25 protein-coding genes are annotated in these 21,974 nt (G+C 35.9%); 7 read left to right on the top strand and 18 right to left on the bottom strand.

The window, feature by feature from the left end; genetic code table 11:
• The first annotated feature begins 85 nt into the window (after nucleotides 1-85).
• The 5 genes from C0Z22_RS09390 to C0Z22_RS09410 all read left to right on the top strand — a co-directional run bounded on the left by C0Z22_RS09390 (nucleotide 86) and on the right by C0Z22_RS09410 (nucleotide 5,302).
• Nucleotides 86-1,573, top strand: a complete 1,488-nt coding sequence (locus C0Z22_RS09390; protein WP_103218109.1) for a DUF4105 domain-containing protein — start codon at nucleotides 86-88, stop codon at nucleotides 1,571-1,573.
• Nucleotides 1,574-1,588: 15 nt separating this feature from the next.
• On the top strand, nucleotides 1,589-2,173 hold the full coding sequence (locus C0Z22_RS09395; protein WP_103218110.1) for a hypothetical protein: 585 nt from the start codon (nucleotides 1,589-1,591) through the stop codon (nucleotides 2,171-2,173).
• 11 nt (nucleotides 2,174-2,184) lie between these two features.
• Nucleotides 2,185-2,772, top strand: a complete 588-nt coding sequence (locus C0Z22_RS09400; RefSeq protein WP_103218111.1) for a hypothetical protein — start codon at nucleotides 2,185-2,187, stop codon at nucleotides 2,770-2,772.
• 143 nt (nucleotides 2,773-2,915) lie between these two features.
• Nucleotides 2,916-4,439, top strand: a complete 1,524-nt coding sequence (locus tag C0Z22_RS09405; protein WP_103218112.1) for a hypothetical protein — start codon at nucleotides 2,916-2,918, stop codon at nucleotides 4,437-4,439.
• Between the two features lie 53 nt (nucleotides 4,440-4,492).
• Nucleotides 4,493-5,302, top strand: a complete 810-nt coding sequence (locus C0Z22_RS09410; protein ID WP_103218113.1) for a hypothetical protein — start codon at nucleotides 4,493-4,495, stop codon at nucleotides 5,300-5,302.
• On the opposite strand, the gene C0Z22_RS09415 is transcribed toward C0Z22_RS09410, so the two are convergent.
• From C0Z22_RS09415 to rlmN, 8 genes are all read right to left on the bottom strand, one after another.
• On the bottom strand, nucleotides 5,280-6,068 hold the full coding sequence (locus C0Z22_RS09415) for a hypothetical protein (RefSeq protein ID WP_103218114.1): 789 nt from the start codon (nucleotides 6,066-6,068) through the stop codon (nucleotides 5,280-5,282). The genes C0Z22_RS09410 and C0Z22_RS09415 overlap by 23 nt on opposite strands.
• Entirely contained in the window at nucleotides 6,056-6,277 is a 222-nt protein-coding gene (locus C0Z22_RS09420) for a hypothetical protein (protein WP_103218115.1), read from the bottom strand. The genes C0Z22_RS09415 and C0Z22_RS09420 overlap by 13 nt, the downstream gene beginning before the upstream one ends.
• Nucleotides 6,278-7,204, bottom strand: coding sequence for a hypothetical protein (locus C0Z22_RS09425; RefSeq protein ID WP_103218116.1), 927 nt, complete (start codon nucleotides 7,202-7,204; stop codon nucleotides 6,278-6,280).
• A complete protein-coding gene (locus C0Z22_RS09430) occupies nucleotides 7,201-7,974 on the bottom strand; it encodes a phosphatase PAP2 family protein (RefSeq protein ID WP_103218117.1) in 774 nt (257 codons plus the stop codon). Before C0Z22_RS09430 ends, C0Z22_RS09425 begins: the two co-directional genes overlap by 4 nt.
• 36 nt (nucleotides 7,975-8,010) lie before the next feature.
• Nucleotides 8,011-9,213 (bottom strand): multidrug effflux MFS transporter, encoded by a 1,203-nt coding sequence (locus C0Z22_RS09435; RefSeq protein WP_199177545.1) that lies wholly within the window; start codon nucleotides 9,211-9,213, stop codon nucleotides 8,011-8,013.
• Nucleotides 9,213-10,079: a pirin family protein gene (locus C0Z22_RS09440; RefSeq protein WP_103218118.1), complete on the bottom strand. Its 867-nt coding sequence runs from the start codon at nucleotides 10,077-10,079 to the stop codon at nucleotides 9,213-9,215. The genes C0Z22_RS09435 and C0Z22_RS09440 overlap by 1 nt, the downstream gene beginning before the upstream one ends.
• A 10-nt stretch (nucleotides 10,080-10,089) precedes the next feature.
• Nucleotides 10,090-11,022 (bottom strand): glutathione S-transferase family protein, encoded by a 933-nt coding sequence (locus C0Z22_RS09445; protein WP_103218119.1) that lies wholly within the window; start codon nucleotides 11,020-11,022, stop codon nucleotides 10,090-10,092.
• A 96-nt stretch (nucleotides 11,023-11,118) separates the two neighbouring features.
• Nucleotides 11,119-12,153, bottom strand: a complete 1,035-nt coding sequence (rlmN, locus tag C0Z22_RS09450; protein WP_103218120.1) for a 23S rRNA (adenine(2503)-C(2))-methyltransferase RlmN — start codon at nucleotides 12,151-12,153, stop codon at nucleotides 11,119-11,121.
• 61 nt (nucleotides 12,154-12,214) lie between these two features.
• On the opposite strand from rlmN, the gene C0Z22_RS09455 reads away from it, so the two are divergent.
• Nucleotides 12,215-12,778 (top strand): redoxin domain-containing protein, encoded by a 564-nt coding sequence (locus C0Z22_RS09455; RefSeq protein WP_158246877.1) that lies wholly within the window; start codon nucleotides 12,215-12,217, stop codon nucleotides 12,776-12,778.
• A 3-nt stretch (nucleotides 12,779-12,781) separates the two neighbouring features.
• On the opposite strand, the gene C0Z22_RS09460 is transcribed toward C0Z22_RS09455, so the two are convergent.
• Both C0Z22_RS09460 and C0Z22_RS16025 read right to left on the bottom strand, forming a co-directional pair.
• Nucleotides 12,782-14,233 carry a disulfide bond formation protein B gene (locus C0Z22_RS09460; protein ID WP_103218122.1) on the bottom strand — a complete coding sequence of 484 codons (1,452 nt, stop codon included), beginning with the start codon at nucleotides 14,231-14,233 and terminating at the stop codon, nucleotides 12,782-12,784.
• Between the two features lie 8 nt (nucleotides 14,234-14,241).
• The gene (locus tag C0Z22_RS16025; RefSeq protein WP_158246878.1) at nucleotides 14,242-14,409 is read right to left on the bottom strand and encodes a hypothetical protein; all 168 of its coding nucleotides are present in this window, start codon (nucleotides 14,407-14,409) and stop codon (nucleotides 14,242-14,244) included.
• Between the two features lie 108 nt (nucleotides 14,410-14,517).
• Between C0Z22_RS16025 and C0Z22_RS09465 the strand changes: the two genes are divergently transcribed.
• Nucleotides 14,518-14,922, top strand: coding sequence for a hypothetical protein (locus C0Z22_RS09465; RefSeq protein WP_103218123.1), 405 nt, complete (start codon nucleotides 14,518-14,520; stop codon nucleotides 14,920-14,922).
• Between the two features lie 17 nt (nucleotides 14,923-14,939).
• Here the strand turns inward: C0Z22_RS09465 and C0Z22_RS09470 are convergent, their stop codons facing one another.
• The 8 genes from C0Z22_RS09470 to C0Z22_RS09505 form a co-directional block, all read right to left on the bottom strand.
• Nucleotides 14,940-15,146: a cold-shock protein gene (locus C0Z22_RS09470; RefSeq protein ID WP_103218124.1), complete on the bottom strand. Its 207-nt coding sequence runs from the start codon at nucleotides 15,144-15,146 to the stop codon at nucleotides 14,940-14,942.
• A 207-nt stretch (nucleotides 15,147-15,353) separates the two neighbouring features.
• Nucleotides 15,354-16,160: a metal ABC transporter permease gene (locus C0Z22_RS09475; protein ID WP_103218125.1), complete on the bottom strand. Its 807-nt coding sequence runs from the start codon at nucleotides 16,158-16,160 to the stop codon at nucleotides 15,354-15,356.
• Nucleotides 16,160-17,044: a metal ABC transporter substrate-binding protein gene (locus tag C0Z22_RS09480; RefSeq protein WP_103218126.1), complete on the bottom strand. Its 885-nt coding sequence runs from the start codon at nucleotides 17,042-17,044 to the stop codon at nucleotides 16,160-16,162. Before C0Z22_RS09480 ends, C0Z22_RS09475 begins: the two co-directional genes overlap by 1 nt.
• 9 nt (nucleotides 17,045-17,053) lie before the next feature.
• Entirely contained in the window at nucleotides 17,054-18,109 is a 1,056-nt protein-coding gene (locus C0Z22_RS09485; protein WP_103218127.1) for a hypothetical protein, read from the bottom strand.
• 61 nt (nucleotides 18,110-18,170) lie between these two features.
• Complete coding sequence (locus C0Z22_RS09490) at nucleotides 18,171-18,461, bottom strand: hypothetical protein (protein ID WP_103218128.1); 291 nt, start codon at nucleotides 18,459-18,461, stop codon at nucleotides 18,171-18,173.
• A 62-nt stretch (nucleotides 18,462-18,523) separates the two neighbouring features.
• Nucleotides 18,524-19,948, bottom strand: a complete 1,425-nt coding sequence (locus C0Z22_RS09495; RefSeq protein WP_103218129.1) for a LysM peptidoglycan-binding domain-containing protein — start codon at nucleotides 19,946-19,948, stop codon at nucleotides 18,524-18,526.
• A 61-nt stretch (nucleotides 19,949-20,009) separates the two neighbouring features.
• Complete coding sequence (locus tag C0Z22_RS09500) at nucleotides 20,010-20,987, bottom strand: LysR family transcriptional regulator (RefSeq protein WP_103218130.1); 978 nt, start codon at nucleotides 20,985-20,987, stop codon at nucleotides 20,010-20,012.
• 185 nt (nucleotides 20,988-21,172) lie between these two features.
• Nucleotides 21,173-21,943, bottom strand: a complete 771-nt coding sequence (locus C0Z22_RS09505; RefSeq protein WP_158246879.1) for a mechanosensitive ion channel family protein — start codon at nucleotides 21,941-21,943, stop codon at nucleotides 21,173-21,175.
• Between the last annotated feature and the right edge of the window lie 31 nt (nucleotides 21,944-21,974).

Below are 21,974 nucleotides of genomic sequence, written 5' to 3' on the forward strand. Positions count from 1 at the left end.
TGTTTTTACACGCTCGTCTTTTTTTCAATTTCTCTGTGAAACCTCTGTAATCAATTTATATTGAAGCAGATTAAATGGAGAAAATATGAAGAAGATTACTCTACTTTCAGTAGTGCTCATGGCACTTCTTAGCTCACTGACAACTCAGGCCAGACGAGACGAATCGCCTTTTGAAAGAAGGCAGCGTGAACGTATGGAGGAGCGTCGTAAGCAGAAAGAACTCGAAAAGAGGGCCAATCAAATCAATTGGGGAGCAAATTACCAAGACCTTCTAAACGAGAATTCTCGCTTCTTCAAAAGACTATTTGATCGCTATGAAAATGGAAATATCGTAGGACTTGAGCTCGTTATTGCCTCAAGCTCTTGGTCTAATATTGAAAGTGGCTTTGGCCACACAATGCTACGTTTTGTCGACAATGTAGGAACTGAAGCAGATGACGTTGTTCTAAGCTTCGTTGCAAACGTCGACACTTTAAAGCTTAATTACTTTAAGGGAATTTTTGGTGGCTATCCTGTCTTTCCTCAAGTGAAAAGTCTTCGTATGTTTATGGATGAATACAATAACAAGCAAAGACGTGACCTTGATCGCTACATCATAATTTCTAATGAAGAAATTAGAAGTAATATCATTAGAGAACTTAAAACTCAGTGGGAACAAGTTACTAAGCACAGAGTAGAAACTCAAAAGTCGGTACTTCAAAATACCCTTGATGAATTGAATAAGTTTTCAACTGAAAAGTATGGCCAAGGTAATTATGGAATCCTTCCGCTACGCTCAGGTACAGGTTCGGTATTTGCCCTAACACCCGTTCCAAATAATCTGACTTCAACATTTAAGACAACTGTCGAAGAAGTTTTTCCTGTTAAATATGAACTACCTGAAAGTAGTGAATTAGGAGACTACACTTTCTTCTCTAATAATTGTGCTGGAGCACTTGTTAATTTTCTAAAGCAAGTTGGTTATCCATATCATAAGAAGATGGGCTTTAAAGGACGTATTCCTCTAGCTCTTCCAGATTATTTGCAAAGGGCCTTAATTAACCCATACCCTATTATTAAGATTCACTCTCTAAGAGAGCTTAAAGATAAAGTAGCTAATATTCTTGAGTTAAAAGATGAGACATATCTGCAATACGATATCGACACAGCTCAAGTAAAGAAACTACAGAAAAAACTTAGCCTTAATGAGTTTAGAAAACTTAATGAAATCGCAACTCTTGATTTAGAAGCTTTCAAGTATTATGCATCTCAAATTCAAGAAACGAAGTCCATTTCATTTGACGAGCTTCATGGCATTACTAAAGCACCAGATGCACTTTATGAAATATGCAATAACTCTAAATGTGAACAAGATGTGATTAAAGGACTAGAAGAGTTTTACGGGACAGGTAGCTTTTCTAAGATCAAAGAGATTAATAAAGAGAAATCTCTAAAGTCCATCACAAGATGGAAGCGAGATCACGACACAAAAAGAAGAGAGAGAGTCATCACTCGCCCTTACAAAGGTTTATTAGTTAATAAGAAAATATTAGATCATCAAAAGAGATTCTACCTACTCGATTCGAGGTGGTAGAAATAGGAGAATTCAATGAGAAAGATTATGCTTTTAACATGTCTAATTTCTATTTTAATGGGATTTAGTACAAGAGCATCATGCCTTGAAATTTATCAAGAAAATCATCGTGCGCCTGACTATCAACAATTAGGGGCCGTCGTTGGGATTTCTTCTACGATTTCAGGAGTCACAGTTGCTGGTGGAGAGATTGCTCTAGGTCTATCAACGACAAGTGCCGTGGGTATTCTTCATCCCGATAGTGCTCTTAGTGACCTTACAATTTCAAAGTCAATCAAAGGCGCAGCTTCTTCAACTGTTGATACACTTTTTTATGGTGCCTCAAGTACATCTGCGGCCATGGGAATCATTAAAGACAGAGATTATAGAAAGCAAATTAAGCTTATCCAAGCTTCTGAGCTTGCTCCAAAGCTTATTAGTGGCGACATTATCGAAATGACAGGAATGATCAATGATACACGTCCTCTAGATAAGAGAGTTTCAGTTAATGAAGTTGCAAATGAAATTCAACTAGCAAATGAAAGAATGGAATTCTGTCTCGATAGTGAAAATCTTATGACAGTAGATCAAATACAAAAATATATTGGTGAACAACTATAAAGGAGAAAACAATGAAAAAATCGTTAATTGCCCTTGGACTACTATGTTCAGTAGCAGCTTCAACGCAAGCATCTTGCCTTGAGCTATACAAAGAAAGAAATAATGCTCCAACAGACAAGGCCCTTGCAACTGGTGCGGCCCTAAGTACAACTGGTGTGGCCGTGATCTATGGTGGTGTTGAGCTCGCTTCAACAACAATCGCTGCAGGAACTGCGCTTCTAGAAGATTCAGGAAATATCATTATCGATCTAATCGCTCTTGATATTATTGAGGATGGACTTTCATCTTCAACTCATGCTGTTTACCACGGATCATCTAGTACACTAGCTGCAACTGGTGTTATTGATGACAGTAAGAGAAACTTTAGAGGACAAATTGAATTAATCCAAGATGCACAACTTTCACCAAAAGTGACAGGATCAACTCTAGCTGAGTTTACAGAAGATCTAAATGATAGAAGATCTTCAAATGATAAAGTTACTGCTGAGCAAGTTGCTGACGAAATCCGCGTAGCTGATGCTCGTGGTGAATTCTGTATGGACGTTGATGATATGATGTCTATGTCAGAAATCCGTAACTACATCAATAATCAACTTTAATAAGTGTTTAAATAATAGGCCCTCTTCTAGGGCCTATTGTTTAAGTTCTAAACACTATCCTCCCCTAAACTCCTCAAATCACATAACCTAATTGGCACTATCATTGCATTAAATATAAAGACTAACTAAATTAGGAGAGAGAAATGAAAAACGTCTACTGCTTGGGACTTCTTACCATTCTATTCTTAAATACAAACACGTATGCGCAAAATCTACGTGGGAAGATTTATGATAAAGATGGCAAGGCCAGAGCAATTGTAAAAGTAGACGGCCAAGACCAAGACCTCTCACTAGAGCTCGATAAGCGCTATGACAGGTATATGGATAAAGTTCTTAAGAACTCTCCAGATTATGTCTTTGAATTTGACGGTGAAATTTCAGGAGACAAGTTAGTAATTGATAAAATGCCAAGAGTTGTCGCTGATCTTGAAGATCGTATCGGTGTTCTAACAAGAGCAAAAGATGGCAACTATTATATCGATGATCAACGTGTTGAGTTTGGACGTTCAAAAAAGATTTACGGAAGTGAGTTTGATTATATCTCACGCCACTACTTTGAAAATAAGAAAGTTCACACTCAAGGACATATGCAAGATGATACCTTCATTATCAATGCAATTATTCCAGCGGATCTTTTTACTGTTGGAGAGAACCCATATCCAGCAAGTGAAAAATTTAATAAGAATCCGCTAAAGTATATTTTGAATGAGATGCCAAAGAATAAGAACTCACAATCTAAGGTGCCTTTTAGAGGCACAATCAGATATCGTGATAATTATGAAGCAACTCCAGGTGATCATGTCTTTATCGTAACTCTAAGCGGACGCCAAGGAGATGAACCAGGTGCGGCAGCAGGACATTTTGCTATTGGTATGGGAGAAGTTCAAAATGACCTATCGATAAAAGGTGAAACATTTAACTTTTACTTTAAAGGTGAAAAAGAAGTTCTAGCAAGTAATACTGATCTAGTAAGTTACTATGGCCACTTAATTCAAGGTCAAGTTAACTATAGGCCAACTTATACTCTTATTGGCTATGCTCGTTCAAAAGAAGATATGCTTAAAGTTAGAGATATATTTGAAGAGCAACTACACCGAGTGCGTACAGAAGTAGGACTTGAAATTACTCCTTTCTATAATTGTACAACAACATCAAATGATACAATGAGAACAATTGGGATTAAGGGAGCACATGAATTTGCAATTAGTAATATCCTTGATTACCAAACATATTTACCAATGAGCTCGAAAGCACCAAAAGATGGAACAAATGCATCAACTCTATCTCAGCTACGTTATATCCTAAAGAGAGATACTGAGCATTATGTACCAAGAAAAGCATTTGAATCATTTGCTAAGGCAATGGTTTATCAAAGTAAAAGACTAAAGCTTAAAAGAACAGATTATATTTTCTTACCACAAACACCTTCACAAAGACCGACTGGTGGGATCTCTTATGATGAAGTTCTATCAGAAGGAAAGAAAATTATCGATTTCAAAGAAGAGAGACTTCTTAGACTTGAAAAAGAAGAGAATGCTCGTAAGACATTAAAAGATCCAAATGCGACCGCACAGCAATTAGAAGAGGCCAAGTCAATTCTAGCAAATGCTCCGACTAAAGAAGAGGATCAAAAACAAATTAACGAACTACTATACAGAATAGATTAAAATTAACTTTCTCCTAAACTCCTATCCTGAGAAGATAGGGTTTAGGAGTTTTCATGACTAAGCCCTTAATACTCATTCTACTACTGGCCCCATTTTTCTCATACGCAGAGTGGAGTACTCATCGTTTCTCTCTAGGTCTAGGATACACATATCATGACACGACAATACAGGTTGGAAAGAAATCCTTAGGTGCACTCATATTGAGTACCGAAGACACACTAGGACTTGATGACACCCAATCTTCGATTCGCTTAAATTATGAATGGCGATTTAGTCAGAACAAGAGGCACTCAATAACGACAGGTTGGTATAGTCAGCATAGGAGTGGAAGAAGAATTCTTGATCAAGATATAAAATACTTCGATAAGAATAATAACGAAGTAGTCATTAGCGCAGGAACTTCAGTAGAAACAATCTTAAATTTTGACATCGTTCGACTCGCCTATTCTTACGCCTTTTTCCTAGATGATCGCATTAATATTTCAACCGGAATAGGTTTCTATATTATGCCCCTTGAATTTGGCATTGGTGAAACAGGCACAACCAAGACAGAGAGTGACTTTATAGCACCACTACCTACTCTTCAACTCAAGTCAGAAGTTAAGATTACCCCTGAATGGACCCTTTCAAATGAATTTAATATCTTCTACATACAAATCGGAGATTATACCGGAAGTGTAATTGCAACAAGCCTCTTTGTTGACTATCAATTCTATAAATCATTCTCTATTGGACTTGGTTTTGAAGCTTTCAAGTTAAAAGTCGATATGTCAGAAAGCTCCGATGTCTTTGATGCAGAGGTTGGTGGAGAGCTCAATTTTGGAAATAATTCACTAATTGCTAGGATGCGCTACGAATTATAGGGGCCTGGTAGATTTTTAAGTAAAGCTCAATCCAATTTAATAAATCTTTTCTCTTTTTATTAAAAAGTGCAATTTGGTCCTGGCTTAGTGTTTTTGAAAATTTATCAAAGAACTTAAAGAAAGACTTATTTTGTTTTAAAACTTCTTTTAATGGAACAATATCTTGAAAATTCTTTTTAAGGTAATCCTGATATGCTTTTTGATCTTGTAAATTTAGCGCCGAAATAAATTCATTATGCCAGCTTCGGTTCTCAACACGATCTTTTTGATATTCAAGAGCAAATTCATTGACGAGTTTAATTTGATTTTCTGAGAGCTTCCCAAATACATTCTCAAGGCGTTTCACACCCCTTTGCTCATAACTCTCCTCATAGTCCTTACGGTCTTCGACTCTCTTTTTTACAAGCTTCTGTCTTTGTTCAAAACTAAGTCCTGACAACACTTCCACAGATATTATATTTACTTTCTTCATGATAAGAGAATACGGAGGATAACCTTTCACAATAGCTGCTTTTAATGAGTCATTTTGAATTTCATAGTCTTTAATAATTGCCTTTAACTCGAGAACTTCTTTATGATGTTCAAAGAAGGCATTAGTCACTTTAACTCTTAATTCTTTTTCTTGTTCATCATCTAAAGAAAGATAGTCATCAATCTTCTCGCTTAAGAAATCAGGAGCCTTTTTTAAAATAACTTCACGATAACTACAACTAGCAAGGGAGAGAATAAGTAATAATGAGAGAAACTTAACAACTATTTTGGACACTCAACTTCCTTCCATTTAGAATCATTTGTATAACGAAATGTCGGAGCATTTTCAATATCGACTTGCTTCAGCCAAACATCCCATCCCCATTGTCGCATAACTTGGTAAATTTCTGGATACTCCTTACTTGTTAAACAAGTATTAGGTTTCCTTCTGACAACAAATTCAGAACAGCTCAATATAAATAGGAAGATAATAAATAACTTCATTTAAAACCACTTCTCAACTTGAAAGATAAAATCTAAATAAGAATTATCAGCAACGTAAAGGTCACTATTATCAACTTGAAGATCATAGCGATCGATCCTCTGATTAACTTTAAAAGTTAATATTCCAATTCTATTCTCATATTTTAGATAATCAAACTTAAGAAAATAGTTTTGTTGAGTTGATTTCTCAACATTAACGTTTTGAGTCTGACCTGAAAGCGAAAAAGTATCAGCAGATAAAAATGAAATTCCAAGACTTGCTTTCAAGTGCTTTGAAAGATCAATTTGTGCTTGAAATCCTATTGCAACTTGATAACTATCTTCGGCCTTTAAGCTCTCATTTCCAAATTCAAATTGATTTAATCCACCATTGTAAAAAATGGCCCCGACATAACTAAGTAGATAGAAAGTATTAAAATCAATTCCTGCAATGGCACTTACTTGATAATAATCTTGTCCATCAAAGGGGCTTACAGTTTTACTAAGTGGTGTTTTCCCGGAGTTTGTTGCTCCCCATACGACTTTAGTACTCAAGTCGAAGAAAACCTCATTTAAGTCGATAAAGCGATATCTAAGCTCTATGGCAGGATCATAAATTCCAAAAGGGCTCTGCTCAGGAGTTTCTTCATCCAACTCATTTTCAAGATGCGTTTCAAAATCAGCAATTTCAGCATGAGTACTAAAAGCAGCTAAGAACTTATCTGAAAAAGCATAACGATACTCAAGTCCGGCAACAAGAACAGAGCGGTCAACTTCAAAAAACTCTTCAACTCCTGCACTACGATTATCAAACTCCATCTCGTCAATAGACCAATAGAGTGAATAAGTTAAAACACTCTCTCCCTTTTGAGGAAAACGATAAAGGTAATCCAATCTATTTTCAGCGAATGTAGAAATTGTCAGGAAAAAGATTAAGAAATATCTCATAACATCATCCCAAAGCTTAGAGCATAGCGTTCATTGATTATATCAATTGCTGGCGCTACGACAATCTTACTCTTTTCATTAAAGCGATAATTGCCACGATTATCAAAATGGAAGTCATACATTAAATAACTTGTAAGCCCGCCAATGAATGCCCCCATAGAGACATCTTTAAAACTGTGTTTCTTTGCATCAATACGACTCCAACCAATATATGAAGCATAGACAAGAGGAAGTGAAGCAACCAGATAATTTCGATAAAATCTTTCACTATTAAAGATATCCCTACTCATCCACATTCCAACAGCAAAAGCATGAGTGGTATGGCCACTAGGAAAAGAAAGATAGTTTGAACTATCAGGTCTTTCTTTATTGGCCGTATACTTGATACCAAAAGTTATTCCTTGAGAAATAAGCAACGACTCCGTAAAAACAAATGCTTTCTCTAGAGCATACTCATCGCTACCAAGTAAGTAGTAACCATACATACCAACCGTTAATAACTCAGGTCCATGATTACCTAACTCATACAACCACTTTGGGACAGATAGATCATCTTCATTATAATCAAAATCTCCTCCCTCAAATTCTGTTTTTACAAAAGATGGAGAGATGATTGAGTAAGTAATGAGCTCTAAAGCAAAGAAGGCCGACATAAAGCGAATTTGAATAGGAGAAATATCCCACTTAGATTTTCTAATATGCTCGGATGGTGCAACGAAAGCACTTGTGCTGAAGCTAATGAATATACAAAGAATAAATGCTTTTAACATCTATTAATGAAAACAAAAAACAGCTAATTCGTCTATTTATTTTACTTTTAGAACGATAAATAAAGAAAGAGTACTGCAGATTAAAAACCCTAATGCAATTGGCGTTACATCACCGCTATACATCTGACCAATTACCCCACCTATTGTCGCAGAAATGATAATCTGCACGGAGCTAACAACCGAATTTGCAGTTCCCGCAATATGTCCCATTGGCTCCAATGCTAAAGCAATGAAATTTCCAAAAAGAAGACCAAAGCTGAAAAGGCTTAATAGTAAAAAGCCATAAAAAAGGAAAAATGGAGGAAGTCCTCCAGTAAAGAATAAAATAATATTAAACGTAATTGCGATAAAAGAAATTGTCGTTAGAGCTAGGCGACATAATTTTTTCATTCCAAACTCTTCCACAAGTCTAGAATTTAAAAATGAAGAAAGACCGATAAATGAAGCCAGTACACCAAAGGCCAATGGGAAGTCCTCACCTAGTCCATACTTAATTTGTAGAATCTGCTGAGAAGTATTTAGATAACCAATAAAAGCACCAAAAACTAGACCAGAAGCAAGAGTATAACTAATTGTTATAGGATGGCTTAAAGTTTCAATGGCAGCATCTTTAATCTTCTTATAAGAAAGAGGGCGTCGATACTCTTCGTGTAAAGTTTCTTCTTGTCTCACAGTAAACCAAGCTAGGCACAGAACTGCAAGAACAAGCATAATAAGGAAGATATCACGCCATCCACCAAAACTTAAAATAACTTGTCCAATAGTTGGAGCAAGGGCCGGAACAAGAACAAAGATAATCATAATTAACGACATCGTCTTGGCCATTAGCTTTCCGCTAAAGCGATCTCTAACCATTGCTGTTGAAATAATTTTAGCTGATGCCGCTCCTAAGCCCTGAGTAAAGCGCCCGACTAACATCATTGTAAAAGTATGAGCATTTAAAGAAATAAGTCCACCAACAAAGAAGATCGCTATACCAATATACATTGCAGGCTTTCTTCCAATGGCATCAGAGATTGGACCAAAAAAGAGTTGACCAACACCCATGCCCAAGAAAATGAAGGAAATAATCATCTGGTTATCATTAGGGTTTTGAACTCCTAAACTCTGACCAATAAGATTAAGCGCCGGCAACATCGCATCAATTGATAATGCTGCAAATGACATAAGTGCTGCCATCAGAGTTATAAATTCACGACGACCAATTTTTTTTCCAACTTCTTCTACTGATAAATCCACTAGCTTAAATGTCCCATTTTTCCTGATTGATAATCTTCAAAAGCTTGAATGATCTCTTCTCTTGTATTCATGACAAAAGGGCCATGTGAAAAGACAGGCTCATCAATAGGCTCACCATTTAAGATCAATAGCTCTGCGCCTACATTACTTGATAACTCAACCTCTTGGCCATCTCTTTCAAAGATCACTAATTGGTGTTCGTTAACTTGATTACCATTTATTGCAACACTTCCTTTTCGAATAAGAACAAGTAAGTTTGTTTTATCATCTAATGAAAGTAGGAAGTTAGAATCTTTTTGCATTTTCGTTTGAATAAGATTTATTGGTGTGAAGGTCTGACAAGGCCCTACTTTATCCGCATATTTTCCTGAAACTAATTTTAACTCAACACCTTCACTAGGATTGATTACAGGGAACTTCTCCCCCTTTACCCCCTGATAGCGTGGAGCTGTCATCTTATCTTTCTTAGGAAGATTTACCCACATTTGAACCATCTCAAATAGTCCACCTTCCCTTGCAAATTTTTGAGAATGAAATTCTTCATGTACAACACCACTTGCAGCAGTCATCCACTGGACATCTCCACTGCCAATGATACCGCCGCCACCAGCAGAGTCGCGATGTTCAATTTCACCTTCAAAGGCAAAAGTTACAGTTTCAAAACCGCGGTGCGGGTGCTCACCCACTCCTCTTTTTGTTTGCGTTGGTGAAAACTTTTTAGGAGCAGCAAAGTCCATCATTAAAAATGGAGTTGTGTAATAGTAAATATCAAAACCTGGGTGAAACATTGTGTGAACATGAAATCCATTTCCTACCCAATGTTTTTGCGGAGGATTTAAAATATATTTAATAGCTTTTTGTTTCATTTAATTATCCTTAAAAAATTTCACTCGGCCCTAAAGCGACAATACGATATGGATTTAAATCATCGTGGCTATAGAAGTAGTGTCTTTTGATATGTTCAATATTAGTAGTCTCTTTAATACCTTCGATTGAATAAAGGTCTCTCACATAGCGAGAAAGATTCTTATAATCTTTGATTCTCTTTAGGTTGCACTTGAAATGAGTTACGTAAACACAATCAAAGCGCAAAAGAGTTGGCACTAACCTAAGGTCAGCTTCTGTTAACCTGTCACCTAGTAAGTATTTTTGGCCTTCAAGTATTTCTTCGACTCGATCAAGAGATGTAAATAACTTCGTCACAGCTGATTCATAAGCTTCTTGAGTTTTTGCAAAGCCACTACGGTAGACACCATTGTTGATATTGCTATATATAAATTCATTTAACTCATCAATTTTATCTGCTAAATCTTCAGGATAAAAATCTTCATGATTACCAGTAAGTTCATTAAACTCAGAATTAAAAATTCTAATAATTTCTGATGACTCATTATTAACAATCGTTTGTGTTTTCTTGTCCCATAGAATTGGTACTGTCACAGTTGTGCTTACCTTAGGATCCGCTTTTAAGTAAATTTCTTGAAGATAGTTTAAGCCGTATAGATCATCCCCTGTTGCACCAGCAATTGACTGATCAAAAGTCCATCCCATCTCTAACATATCAGGAGAAACGACACTTACACTAATATGAGACTCAAGTGATTTTAACTTGCGATAGATAAGAGTACGATGGGCCCAAGGACAAGCATAGCTAACATATAAGTGATAGCGCCCACTTTCAGGTTGATACTTTGAGTGATTGCTACTTATTGTGTCTCTAAACGAGCGTGGTACGCGATCATATGCCCCACTTTCGTCACTTGTGATGACCGAAGACTTGACCCATTTTCCATCGACTAAACGTCCCATTACTAAACCTTTGTTTGATTATTAACGGGTATAGAATAACGAACAAATGGATCGATTAAAAGATCATTTACCAGATCAACTTGTTCTAACTTTAGATCATTTAGTATTTAGCTGGCCACAGGCCGCAAGGACATCATCACCTTTAGTGGTACGAACCATCGTCGGGATTTTGAATTCTTCCAGGATTAATTTGAAATCCTGAACACTTTGAAGCTCTGGCCTCTTATATTTTGTGCCAGGGAATTCATTGAAAGGAATGAGATTTATTAAAGCACGTCGATCTCTAAGAAGCTCACCTAAGGCCTTCGCATCTTCATTTCCATCGTTTAAATCTTTAATTATCAAATACTCATATGTAACAAATTGCTTATAACGAAGAGGTATACCATCAATGTAATCAAGAACTTCTTTAAGAGGATACTTTCTATTAATTGGAATTAGCTCGTCACGTATTTCATCAAATGGTGAATGTAGGGAAAGTGCTAAATTAACTCCAGGTATCTCATCTTTCCATCTTTTTAGTCCTGGGATATAGCCACTTGTCGAGATCGTTATCTTTTGATGGCCAATCGAAGTTCCATATTGAGAAGTAAAAATATCACAGGCCTTCTTTACTTCATCAAAATTATGTAATGGCTCGCCTTGTCCCATAAAAACGATATTAAGAATTCTCTCTTCACCTGGGCGATGATCTCTTAGCCAATGCCAGGCAGCTAGAAATTGACCAATAATCTCACTAGCTGAAAGATTTCTTTTTAGCCCTTGCGTACCAGTGAAACAAAAAGAACACTTCATGGCACAACCAACTTGAGAAGAGAGGCAAATTGAATACTTCTTATTAAAAGGAATTAAAACACTTTCTACTTTAGAACCATCTGATAATTCAAAAAGAAATTTTACCGTTTTATCGTCTGCCTGCTGAACTTTTACAGGACGAGGTAAAATAAAGTTAAAATTAGTATCAATAAAAGACAACGTACTCTTAGCAATATCAGTGATTGAATTGCTGTAATGATTTTTTCTTTTATAATACCAATTATAAAGTAGATTAGCGGCCGATACATTGAGCCCATTTTGCTCTAGTAACTGCTGTAACTCATTGAATGTAAGTTGATAAAATGACTGCTTCACCAAGTCACATTATAAGAATTAACACATATAGTCCATGCTAAAGAATCAAAAGGGGTCAATTATGAAAGTTTTATTAATCAGCTTATTTTCAATTCTTACTTTTTCCCAAGAACTTGGCCTAGGTGTCGGAACCAAGTCCCCTAATATAGAGATTAAAAATATTGAAGGTACGGAAATAATTCTAGATGATAGCGACAAGAAAACGGTACTTGTTTTTTATCGTGGTTCTTGGTGTCCATATTGCATGAAACAACTTCAAAGTATTCAAACAGAAGTTATGCCAAAACTTGATAAAAGCTCTAAGCTAGTGGCCATTAGTGTGGATAAGAAGATGATTGCTCATAAAATGAAAAAGAAATATCAATACACTTTTGACATTGTCTCAGATCCTAAAGCGAGTCTTCTCTTGGCCTTTAATATTGTTAACAAACTCGACGACAAACTTGTTCAAAAATATAAGCAGTCTTATAAGATTGATATTGAGGGAGACTCAGGGCAGACACATCACATGGTTGCTCACCCTGCAGTTTTTGTCATAAGAAATGGTAAAATCACTTATCAAGATATACACAAAGAATATAAAGATCGTACAAAGAATGATGATATTTTAGCAGCGCTAGAATAAAGCTTACTTTGTATAAAATGTTGCACGCTTTTGCTCAATGAGAACAAATTGTTTGCCCTCAAAAACAGCAAGGCCATGATAATTACCTTTAGGTAATTTTATAGAGCCAGAGAATGCATCTAGCTCATTATCGAGAATAAGTATTTCACTACTATTTGGATCTAGGCCATATAAAATTGAGTCAATAACCTTAAGGCTTGAGATAACTGGGCCTAGATCATTATCATCAATGAAGATTTCTTTTTCACTATTCAAAAGAAAATCTGCACTAGAAAATCTAGTTGCAATAACTTTATTATTCTTTTCATTGGGTATTGAAACGATAACGAGTTCTTGAGTTTTCTTATCATATGCTAAACAGCGAATATAAGAGTATTTCGAGCGAACACTTGAAAGACGTCCTCGATATTTCTCAGAAATTCCATTTGTTCCCTCTAAAAAACCTGCATAATGATCAACAATTTTTGCTCCCTCATCAATACGGATGACAACATATGACTTATTATATCCTGTAACCATAAGACGACGTGGGCCAATGAAGCTTATACCAACAAAAGTTTTTATATCGATACTATAAAGAGGATCTATTCGTACGTAGTAGAGAATACTTTTTAATTTATCATCTAAGATATAAATAAAATATTGATCTGTAACAATGGCAAAAAGCTTTGACTCACTATTATAATCGATATCTCTAATCCCACCCCTAATCTCACTAGGAAGACTAACCTCCTTAACCTTCATTAATTCATCACCACTTTGAAACATTGCAATCTTTCGTCTTTCATCATGCTTAAAGTAAGGTTTATCAATTGAGTAGTTTCCCCTTAAGCTAAATGGTTTTAATAGGCCACTCCAATTCTTAGTCGACCAATGCCAGTTTTTAGGAACCCAAGAAAATCTCACGGGATCACTATGTCCAATGAATGGTGGAGGACCAACTTGGGTAAATGCTTGTACCGAATTAAAAAATAAAATAATGAAATAAGAGATAAATGCCAATGATTGAAACTTGCTAAGATAGCGAACTTCTCCGTCTTCATTATCAACTAAATTATTACCAAAGAATATAAGTATAATTGAGAGAATTAATAAAATTGACCAGCATATAACAACACCCCACGTATATGTGTGAAGTCCAAATATTTCTAAAGAAAATCCCTGACCAAGATCTCTTAAGAAATGACCTCCTGTATGCCTTAAGGTCATGAAGATTCCAATCGTACAATACAGAATTAATAAACCGAGATACTTTGGTCTAAGGCCATAGCGCATAATAAAGAGAGTTGTTAATGTAACAAAAATAAGGATTGCTCTTTCCTGCCAACAGAGAATACAAGGATTATCACCTAAACCAAACCCTAGAATGAGACATGCGATTCCAACAGGTAGAATAATCAGGGCCATTGATGCCAGGGCCACGATATTATAGAAACGTTCTGATTTATTTGTCATGGACACCTCTAGTAGTTACCAGGCGGAAGAATCATCGATTTTGTTGCAACAAACCAAATTAAGAACATTAAGAATGTAGCACTATAAAGAAACTTTTCTGCTTGCCTTTGATTTTGAGGCTTCTTCCATACTAGAAAACCGGCAATTATTAACAGTACCATTTCTAAAAATTCCATACAGACTCCTTCTATCAGCTCATTTCGGCTTGTGTTTAATTTAAGCTAAGTTAAATTCCCTTAAATTTAGCTTTGCAGTAAAATAGAAAGATAACAAAAGGAGTTGTTATGAATAGTCTTAAGCTAATTTTCTTAATACTAATTTCTAGTGTGACACTGGCAAAATTTGGATCAAAATCTCAACCTCTCTATCACTGTGTGAATTATGATGAGCAATCAAAAGTTACTGATGCGATGATATATGAATCACAATACGGAAGAGGGCCAATCTTTCATGAAATTGAAGTTTATGTTGAAGATACTAATCAAAACAAGGAATTCTCATACCGTAAAAAAGTTAACTATATTCCAAAATATGATGCCAAAGTTGAGTCTTTCACAACTGGAAGTTTCAGAATAAGACTTGATCATGTCGTAGGTGGTATCGATGGAAATATTTGGGCCTTTGTCCGTATTCCAGAATATGATATTCATTCATTTGATTGGTCATGTAAGGCAGTAGAGGGACAATAAATGTCCCTCTTCAAAAATTAAACTTTTTTAACTTGAGTTGCACAAGGTCCACGTTTACCTTCCCCAAGCATATAAGTAACTTTATCATTATTGTTTAACTTATTGCCAGTTTCAACAGCAGAGATATGAACAAATAAGTCCCCTTCCCCACTATCTGGTTTAATAAACCCAAAACCCTTTGTTTCATTAAAAAACTTAACTTTACCTGTTTGCTCTGTATTCATATTCTTCCCTATTTTTTCCAAAACCGACAATCAGTTGCCGGGAACTAAATTAACAATAGAAAAGTTATCGCCAAAACATTGAGATTTGAGAATTTAAAATAGGTTAAGTTTTTCAAATCAAAAGATTACTTGGACATATTGCATAAACAATCGTGATAGTCGTTTTTAATGGAAATAAATGAGAGAAAATAAAAAAGTCGCACTAAATTAAGTGCGACTCATTTTAAATTTTATCAAAAATGGTAGGAACACTATTGGAACAATAGTAAAGACCACCACGATAATTGCTCCAGCAGGAAGATCAAAGAAGTAACTGAGGGCCATTCCAAGTAAGCTCAAAATTAAGCCAATCCCCCAACCGATAAACAGCTGTGATCGAATACGTTGAGAGAGTAATGTACTGATCAATGCAGGGACAACAAGAAATGAGAAAACAAGTAGAATACCAGCTATTCCAACAGATGAGGTAATTACAACACCAAACAACGAAAAGAAAATAAAATCCCAAAATGCAGAACTATTATCTTTATCTAAAGTTGACCTAAGAATTTGTTTTCTAAAAATATAGTGAATTGTAGCAACAATACTATAAATAGCACCTGTCTTTATAACATCTGCCCAAGTTACCCAGAGGATCTTACCAATGAGTATTTCTTTAATATGTTCTGCACCATGGGCCATCATGTTAACAACGAGAATAACAGCGGAAGAAGCGAAAGCATAAACAAGAGCGATTAACACTTCTTGCGAGATATACTTTTCAAACTTCTTGGCCCAAGCAAAGTAAGCTGCGGCCACAAAAGTGAAACCTAAAGAAACAAAGTAATTAAGGCCACTATGGTGATCGAGATGAAGGAGTAAAGCTACTGTTGAGCCTAGGCTTGCCACTTGTGCTAAGGAGAGATCAACGAAGATAACTCCTCTTCTTAAGACATGTAATCCTAGATAGCAGTGTATCCCTACAAGAATTAAACACATGACAAATGGTGCAGCTAAAAAAGAAATAACTTCCATTAATCCTCCAGTGCTAGAGCGAGGCTCTCATAAAGAGAGAAAATATCTTTCACTTGTGAGCTACCGTCAACAGCAACTGCGACATTATTGATTTTTACATTTTTGATACTCTTACTAATTCTTTTAGCGACACTATCATCGAAGTAATTTTCAACTAAGATATGACGAATTCCTTCTTTTTTCATCTGTTCAATAACACTGATAATGTGTGAAGCAGTTGGAGGAATTCCTGGCTTAGGTTCAAGAACATTTTGAACTTGAATCCCAAATTCATCTAAAAAATAAGTTAGCGTACGGTGAAACGTTATAATCTTAGTTCCTTTCTTAATCTTGGCGCTAAGATCTTTTATCAATTCTTTAGTGCGTTTTTCATATGCTATGTAATTATTTTCGTAAGCCTGCCTATTACTTTCATCTAACTTAATGAATCGATCACGAACTCCCTTCGCAACTTCTAGGGCCTTACTCGGTGAAAGCATAAAGTGAGGATTTCCTTCCGGATGAACATCACCATGAGCACGCGTTAGCTTCCCCTTAACCTCATCTGTTAGTTTCACAAGAGCGTATGCTTCAAGTCTTCCTTCTTGTCCGATACGAACTTTTGGATTGCGACTTCCTCTAACAACAAGCGGGAGCCAACCGACTTCAAGGCCCGCACCGATACTAATTAACAGATCGGCCTTAGCTACTTTAAAAGTATAGCTAGGTTTTGCTTCTAGGAAGTGAGGATCTTGAGTACCTTTAGCAAGAGAGTGTACACTCACACTCTCTCCACCAATTTTTTTTGCAATATCTGCTAAATTTGTCGTCGTTGTTACAATTCTCAATTGAGCGTAAGAGCTCATACCTAGAACAAGTAACAACCCTATAAGAATTGACTTCATTTTAGCGACCTAGTACTGGTGTGCCGGGTGGGCACCGATACTAAAGCTTAACTGAAGACTTACTCTTTTTTCAGGACGATCTTCACCATCATGAATTTCATCGTATTGCATTCTTACAGCTGAGAATTCAGTAGGAACAAATGCTAAAAGTGCAGTATATGCATTTTGATCTGCAATTGACTCATCCTTAGCAACACCTAGGAATTCATATTGTGCTTGAGCAAACCAGCGTGGTGCAAATTGATAACGTAAGAATGTCGAATAACCACCATTTTTAACTTCGTTTGTTCCCTGAACATCTTTGTGGATAAACTCAGTTGACCAAACAAATGACGAATACTTACCTTTTTTAACTGGACGCCATTTTAATGTTAAGTCTGTTCCTAGGACAGTTGATTTCTCAGCTTGTTCTTCAAAATAAAGACCTGAAAGACCCCACTCTAGAGTTAGTGACTCAGATAAATCCCAAAGGTTTTTTAGGTTAGCGACTGTAGTGATCGAGTGTGGATCTTCAACAAATAATTCTTCATTTGTTGGCTGAAGAAACTGAACAGTTAAATCACTATACCATGGCAGTGGCGCTAGATATGATACACTTACACCAACTTCATTTAGTCCTTCTTCTCCAAACATATACTCTTGAACAAGACCACGGTAAATGAATGGCTGAGCGTGAGTATGTACCATATTGTACTTACCAAATTGGGCATAGAACTTCCCTAACTTTACTGTAAAATCAGGAATTGAAATTGTTTCAGCAAATACTTCTTCAGGCTCAAATGCATAACCATGCTCTTCCTCGCCACCCTCTTCATGATGTTCCTTGTGAACAGCAAAAGTCGCCTCAGCTCTAAAGTATGCATCAACATCTGCACTAAACTGAAGCTCTGCTTCTTGTAGAGAAAATCCATCGTGATCATTATCACGAGACGAGTTTTTATAGATAGTTAAAGCATTTAAACCGATGGCAGGATTAAACCCATTGCCTCTTGAATTGTCAGAAAGAGATTGCGCAAAAGTGTTTGAGCCTAGTAATAAAATAGAAATATAAAATAAGTTTTTCAAAATAAACCTCATTGAAAATTAATTAATTAAATTTAAAAAATAAAAAGTGAATGTAATTAAATTAACAATGAGTTGGTGGCCCTCGAGGAGCTGTTTGAATAGATAGTGATTGTAATGTGTGACCGACTAGGGTCTGATAACGATCTGTAACGAGAAAAAGAAAACTTGCTTCAAGTTCTTCAGAGAAATCAGAATTACTAGCATCATATTTGAATTGAGAAACTTTAATACAGAAATGGCAAGCTTGATCTAACTTACTAGTCTCATGCTCATTTTCATGGAAATGAATGCTTGCAGTAAGAAAGCTTACAAGAAAGGTTGCCGCAAATATAAATCTAAAAAATTTCTGCATTAGCTCAATACTAGCAATACTAAATTTAAATTGTCTCGTTTTTTTTTAACAAGACAATCTATTTAGATACTTAACATCTGTCCAATAAAGAGATTACTCGATCGAAGAGAGTTTCTCTTTCTTATTTCGTATGTAGTCGTATTATAGAGTTTGGCAATACGTGTTAAGTTATCACCCTTTTTAACACGATAGCGAAATACTCTTACACCTCTAGTGATATCTAACTTTTGCCCTACGTAGATACTATTGCCATGAATTCCATTTAAGCGTCTTAAGTAAGATACGCTTAGGCCCGAGCGACTTGCAATCTTTCCTAGATAATCATTCTTTTTCACAAAGTAGAATCTCTTCCCAACAACACTCTTATACTCATTTGCTCTTAGGGCAAGTTTTTGACCTGGATAAATTCGGCTGCTTCTTAAATTATTAATTCGCTTAAGCCTGTTAAGTGAAATTTTGTAACGACGAGAGATCTTTGTTAATGAGTCCCCTCTTTTAACTCGATAGTGAGTTGGAAAGGAATTAAGTTTTCCCCATTGACGGTTACTTGCCAATTTCTGTTGAATTTCTTCTATATTCTCATAATCCTTACGAGGCATCCAAATCGCATATTGCTTAATCCAATTAGGTGTACGCTTATGTTTAAGGGCGGGATTAATTTTTTCAATTTCACTGCGATCAATATTAAAATGTTTTGCAACATCTTTAATGTGCACGCCCCCAGGAACCTCCACTAATTTTAAATCAGGGTAAGTCGGAGATTGTGCAATCGTCTCTTCGTCAAAGCCAAATTGAGCAAGATTTTCACCAACGTAGGCTGCTGCCAAAAACTTAGGGACATAATTTCTCGTTTCTCTTGGAAGTAGTTTTCGATCTGCAAGTTCCCAAAAATTACGTGTTCTCCCCTTCATAATGGCACGTAAAACTCGAAGCTCCCCACAATTATAAGCTGCAATTGCAAGCTCCCAAGAATTAAAAACGGTATATAGATCTTTTAGATACTTCGTTGCGGCCTCTGTACTATGAACAGGGTCTCTTCTTTCATCAACAACTCGGTTAACAGCTAGTCCATATCTCTTTCCCGTGGCCTTAATAAATTGCCATGGCCCAACGGCCCCTGCATGAGACAGTGCAGTTTTGTTATAGCCACTTTCAATTAGAGGTAGGTAATATAATTGATATGGAAGCTCTTCTTCTTCAAGTACTGTTTGAATAACTTCTTTGTAATACATTCCCTTTTTAATAAATTGTTCAAAACGAGCACGATCTTTTACTGCAAAATAATTTATCCATTTTTGGACACGTTCATTTTGATAGAGCTCCATCTCATGCTTAATTGTATCTTCATCTTGATAAGAGATCGTATTGCTTCCAGCAACAGCAGGTGTAATATTCTCCTTCTCTGAAGAAACACATGAGAACAAAGTGAATAAGAGTGTAAAAATAGAGAAGAACTTAATTGAATTTAAAAGAGTATTTTTTTTCATATAAAAATTCTAAGGGAATTTTCACGAAATAAAATATGATCAAACACAAATTAGTTTTATCCTAATTCAATAAATCATCTGAAACATCAGACACTTCAATCTGTAAATCCACATCTTCATAACGGTCAGGAACATTAGATAATTTTGACTGAAAGAGTTCTTGTAGCTTACGAATAGAAATAAGGCCTTCATCTGATTTCTTCCAAATAGCATAGAGAGACATTTTGAGAGGCTCTCCAAGATTAAATGTTTTGAGTCCGAGGTATTCTTCAAGCGGATTCTTTGGCAAGAACATCACACAACGTCCTCTCAAACACAACTTATGAACAAAGTCGATATGATCGCTATAGACCTTCTCTTTAGGTACGACACCATTCTTTCTTAAGTGTTGGTAAATAACACGATTTAGATTCTTATCCCAATTACTCTCTGCAAATGGAATATTTACAAGTAGATCCTTTTCATCCTTAAACTTGTCATAAAGTTCTGTTGAGCAACAGAAGACAATTTCGAATGAACCTATTTCAGCAACATTTAGACTTTTTCTCTTAGGTTTTCGAAGAGAGATTCCCCAATCGATATTTCCTCGTAAAATATTATCCACAAGAACTTCATGGTCGGCCTGGCGTATTGTATTAACTGTTCCATATTTCGTATAAAGATCCCAGTATTGAGATGCAAACTCAGTAGCAAGATCATATGAAATAGTCTCTTCAATACCAATTGAAACAGGATAACCACCAACAACATCTTCTGAGAAGTGTTCAAGTAACTTACTCCCCTCTTCAAAAATGCCTTTTGTTCTTTCGAATAATTGTAGGCCTTCAGGCGTTAGAGATAGCCCCTTTGAGCTGCGATTAAATAGCTTCATATTGAATTTATTTTCAAGACGCTTTAATTGTTCACTAAGTGTTGGTGATGAAGTACCTATGATTTCGGCACCTTTTTTTAAAGATTGAACTTTGGCGACTTCATAAAAACAATAGAGATGATTCCAATTAATATCTTTTAGTTTTTCCAAGTTTATTCCTCGATTCATTTAGCTTTGCTCCTTACCTTAACAAGACGATCATCAATTAGCAAAAACCGAACTACCTAGTCGCGCTAAGTACCTAGGAGTCGGAAGAAAGGGGGAAAAATTGGTCTAAAATGAAAATGATCATCTTTAAAACCTGTTCAATTAAGTTACTTATTATATTTAAAATCATATCTACCTCTAAATTATTAACTCTTAATATTGAGTTTATGAAACTCAATCCCTGCACTTTGAAGCTCAATATAGAGCTGTGTGCGCATATCATTTCTTAACTCCCAAGCATCACTTGGATTATCGGCCCAAGCAGCTAACCAACACTCAATAGCATCCTTATCTAATTTCATGACCCACATCGTTGGCTCTTCAACATCGCTGAAATATTCCGATCTTTTTGCAACCTTGTGAGCTATTTCCTTTACCAACTTCAAATCGACATTTGGCGCAACGAAAAATTCAACGTGTGTCCAAACATAATGATCATTCATTGTAAAATTCTGGATTTCTTTCTGGAGTAACTTTGAATTCGGAATTACTAATCTAATCCAATTCCATTTTTTTATTACTGAATAAGTCAATCCAATTTCTTCGATCAGCCCATAATGTCCATCGATCGTAACGGTATCTCCTATCTTGATTGATTTAAAAAAAGAGATAATGACACCTGCAAAGAGATTTTCTAGAAAAGGCCTTAAAGAAAAACCAGCAATCACAGATACAATGGCAGCGATAATTGAAACGTAGACTGTTGGAATTTCACCTAAGTACGGGATTGAAACAAATAGAGACCATAAAATAAAAAATAAGACTGGCAGTGCTTTCATCATAAATGAGAAGCGACCTTCTATGCCCTCAGCACCATGAGACTTTAATTCTTTTTCTTGATCGTCAACAGGTGAATCTGTTTCAACAGCATCAGAAATATCTCTTTTACGAATATTTTTGAGCTTTCTTTTTTGCACTCTTTTAATATTAAAAAGAGAAAGAAAGTAC

The organism is Halobacteriovorax sp. DA5 (assembly GCF_002903145.1).
GTDB lineage: Bacteria > Bdellovibrionota > Bacteriovoracia > Bacteriovoracales > Bacteriovoracaceae > Halobacteriovorax_A.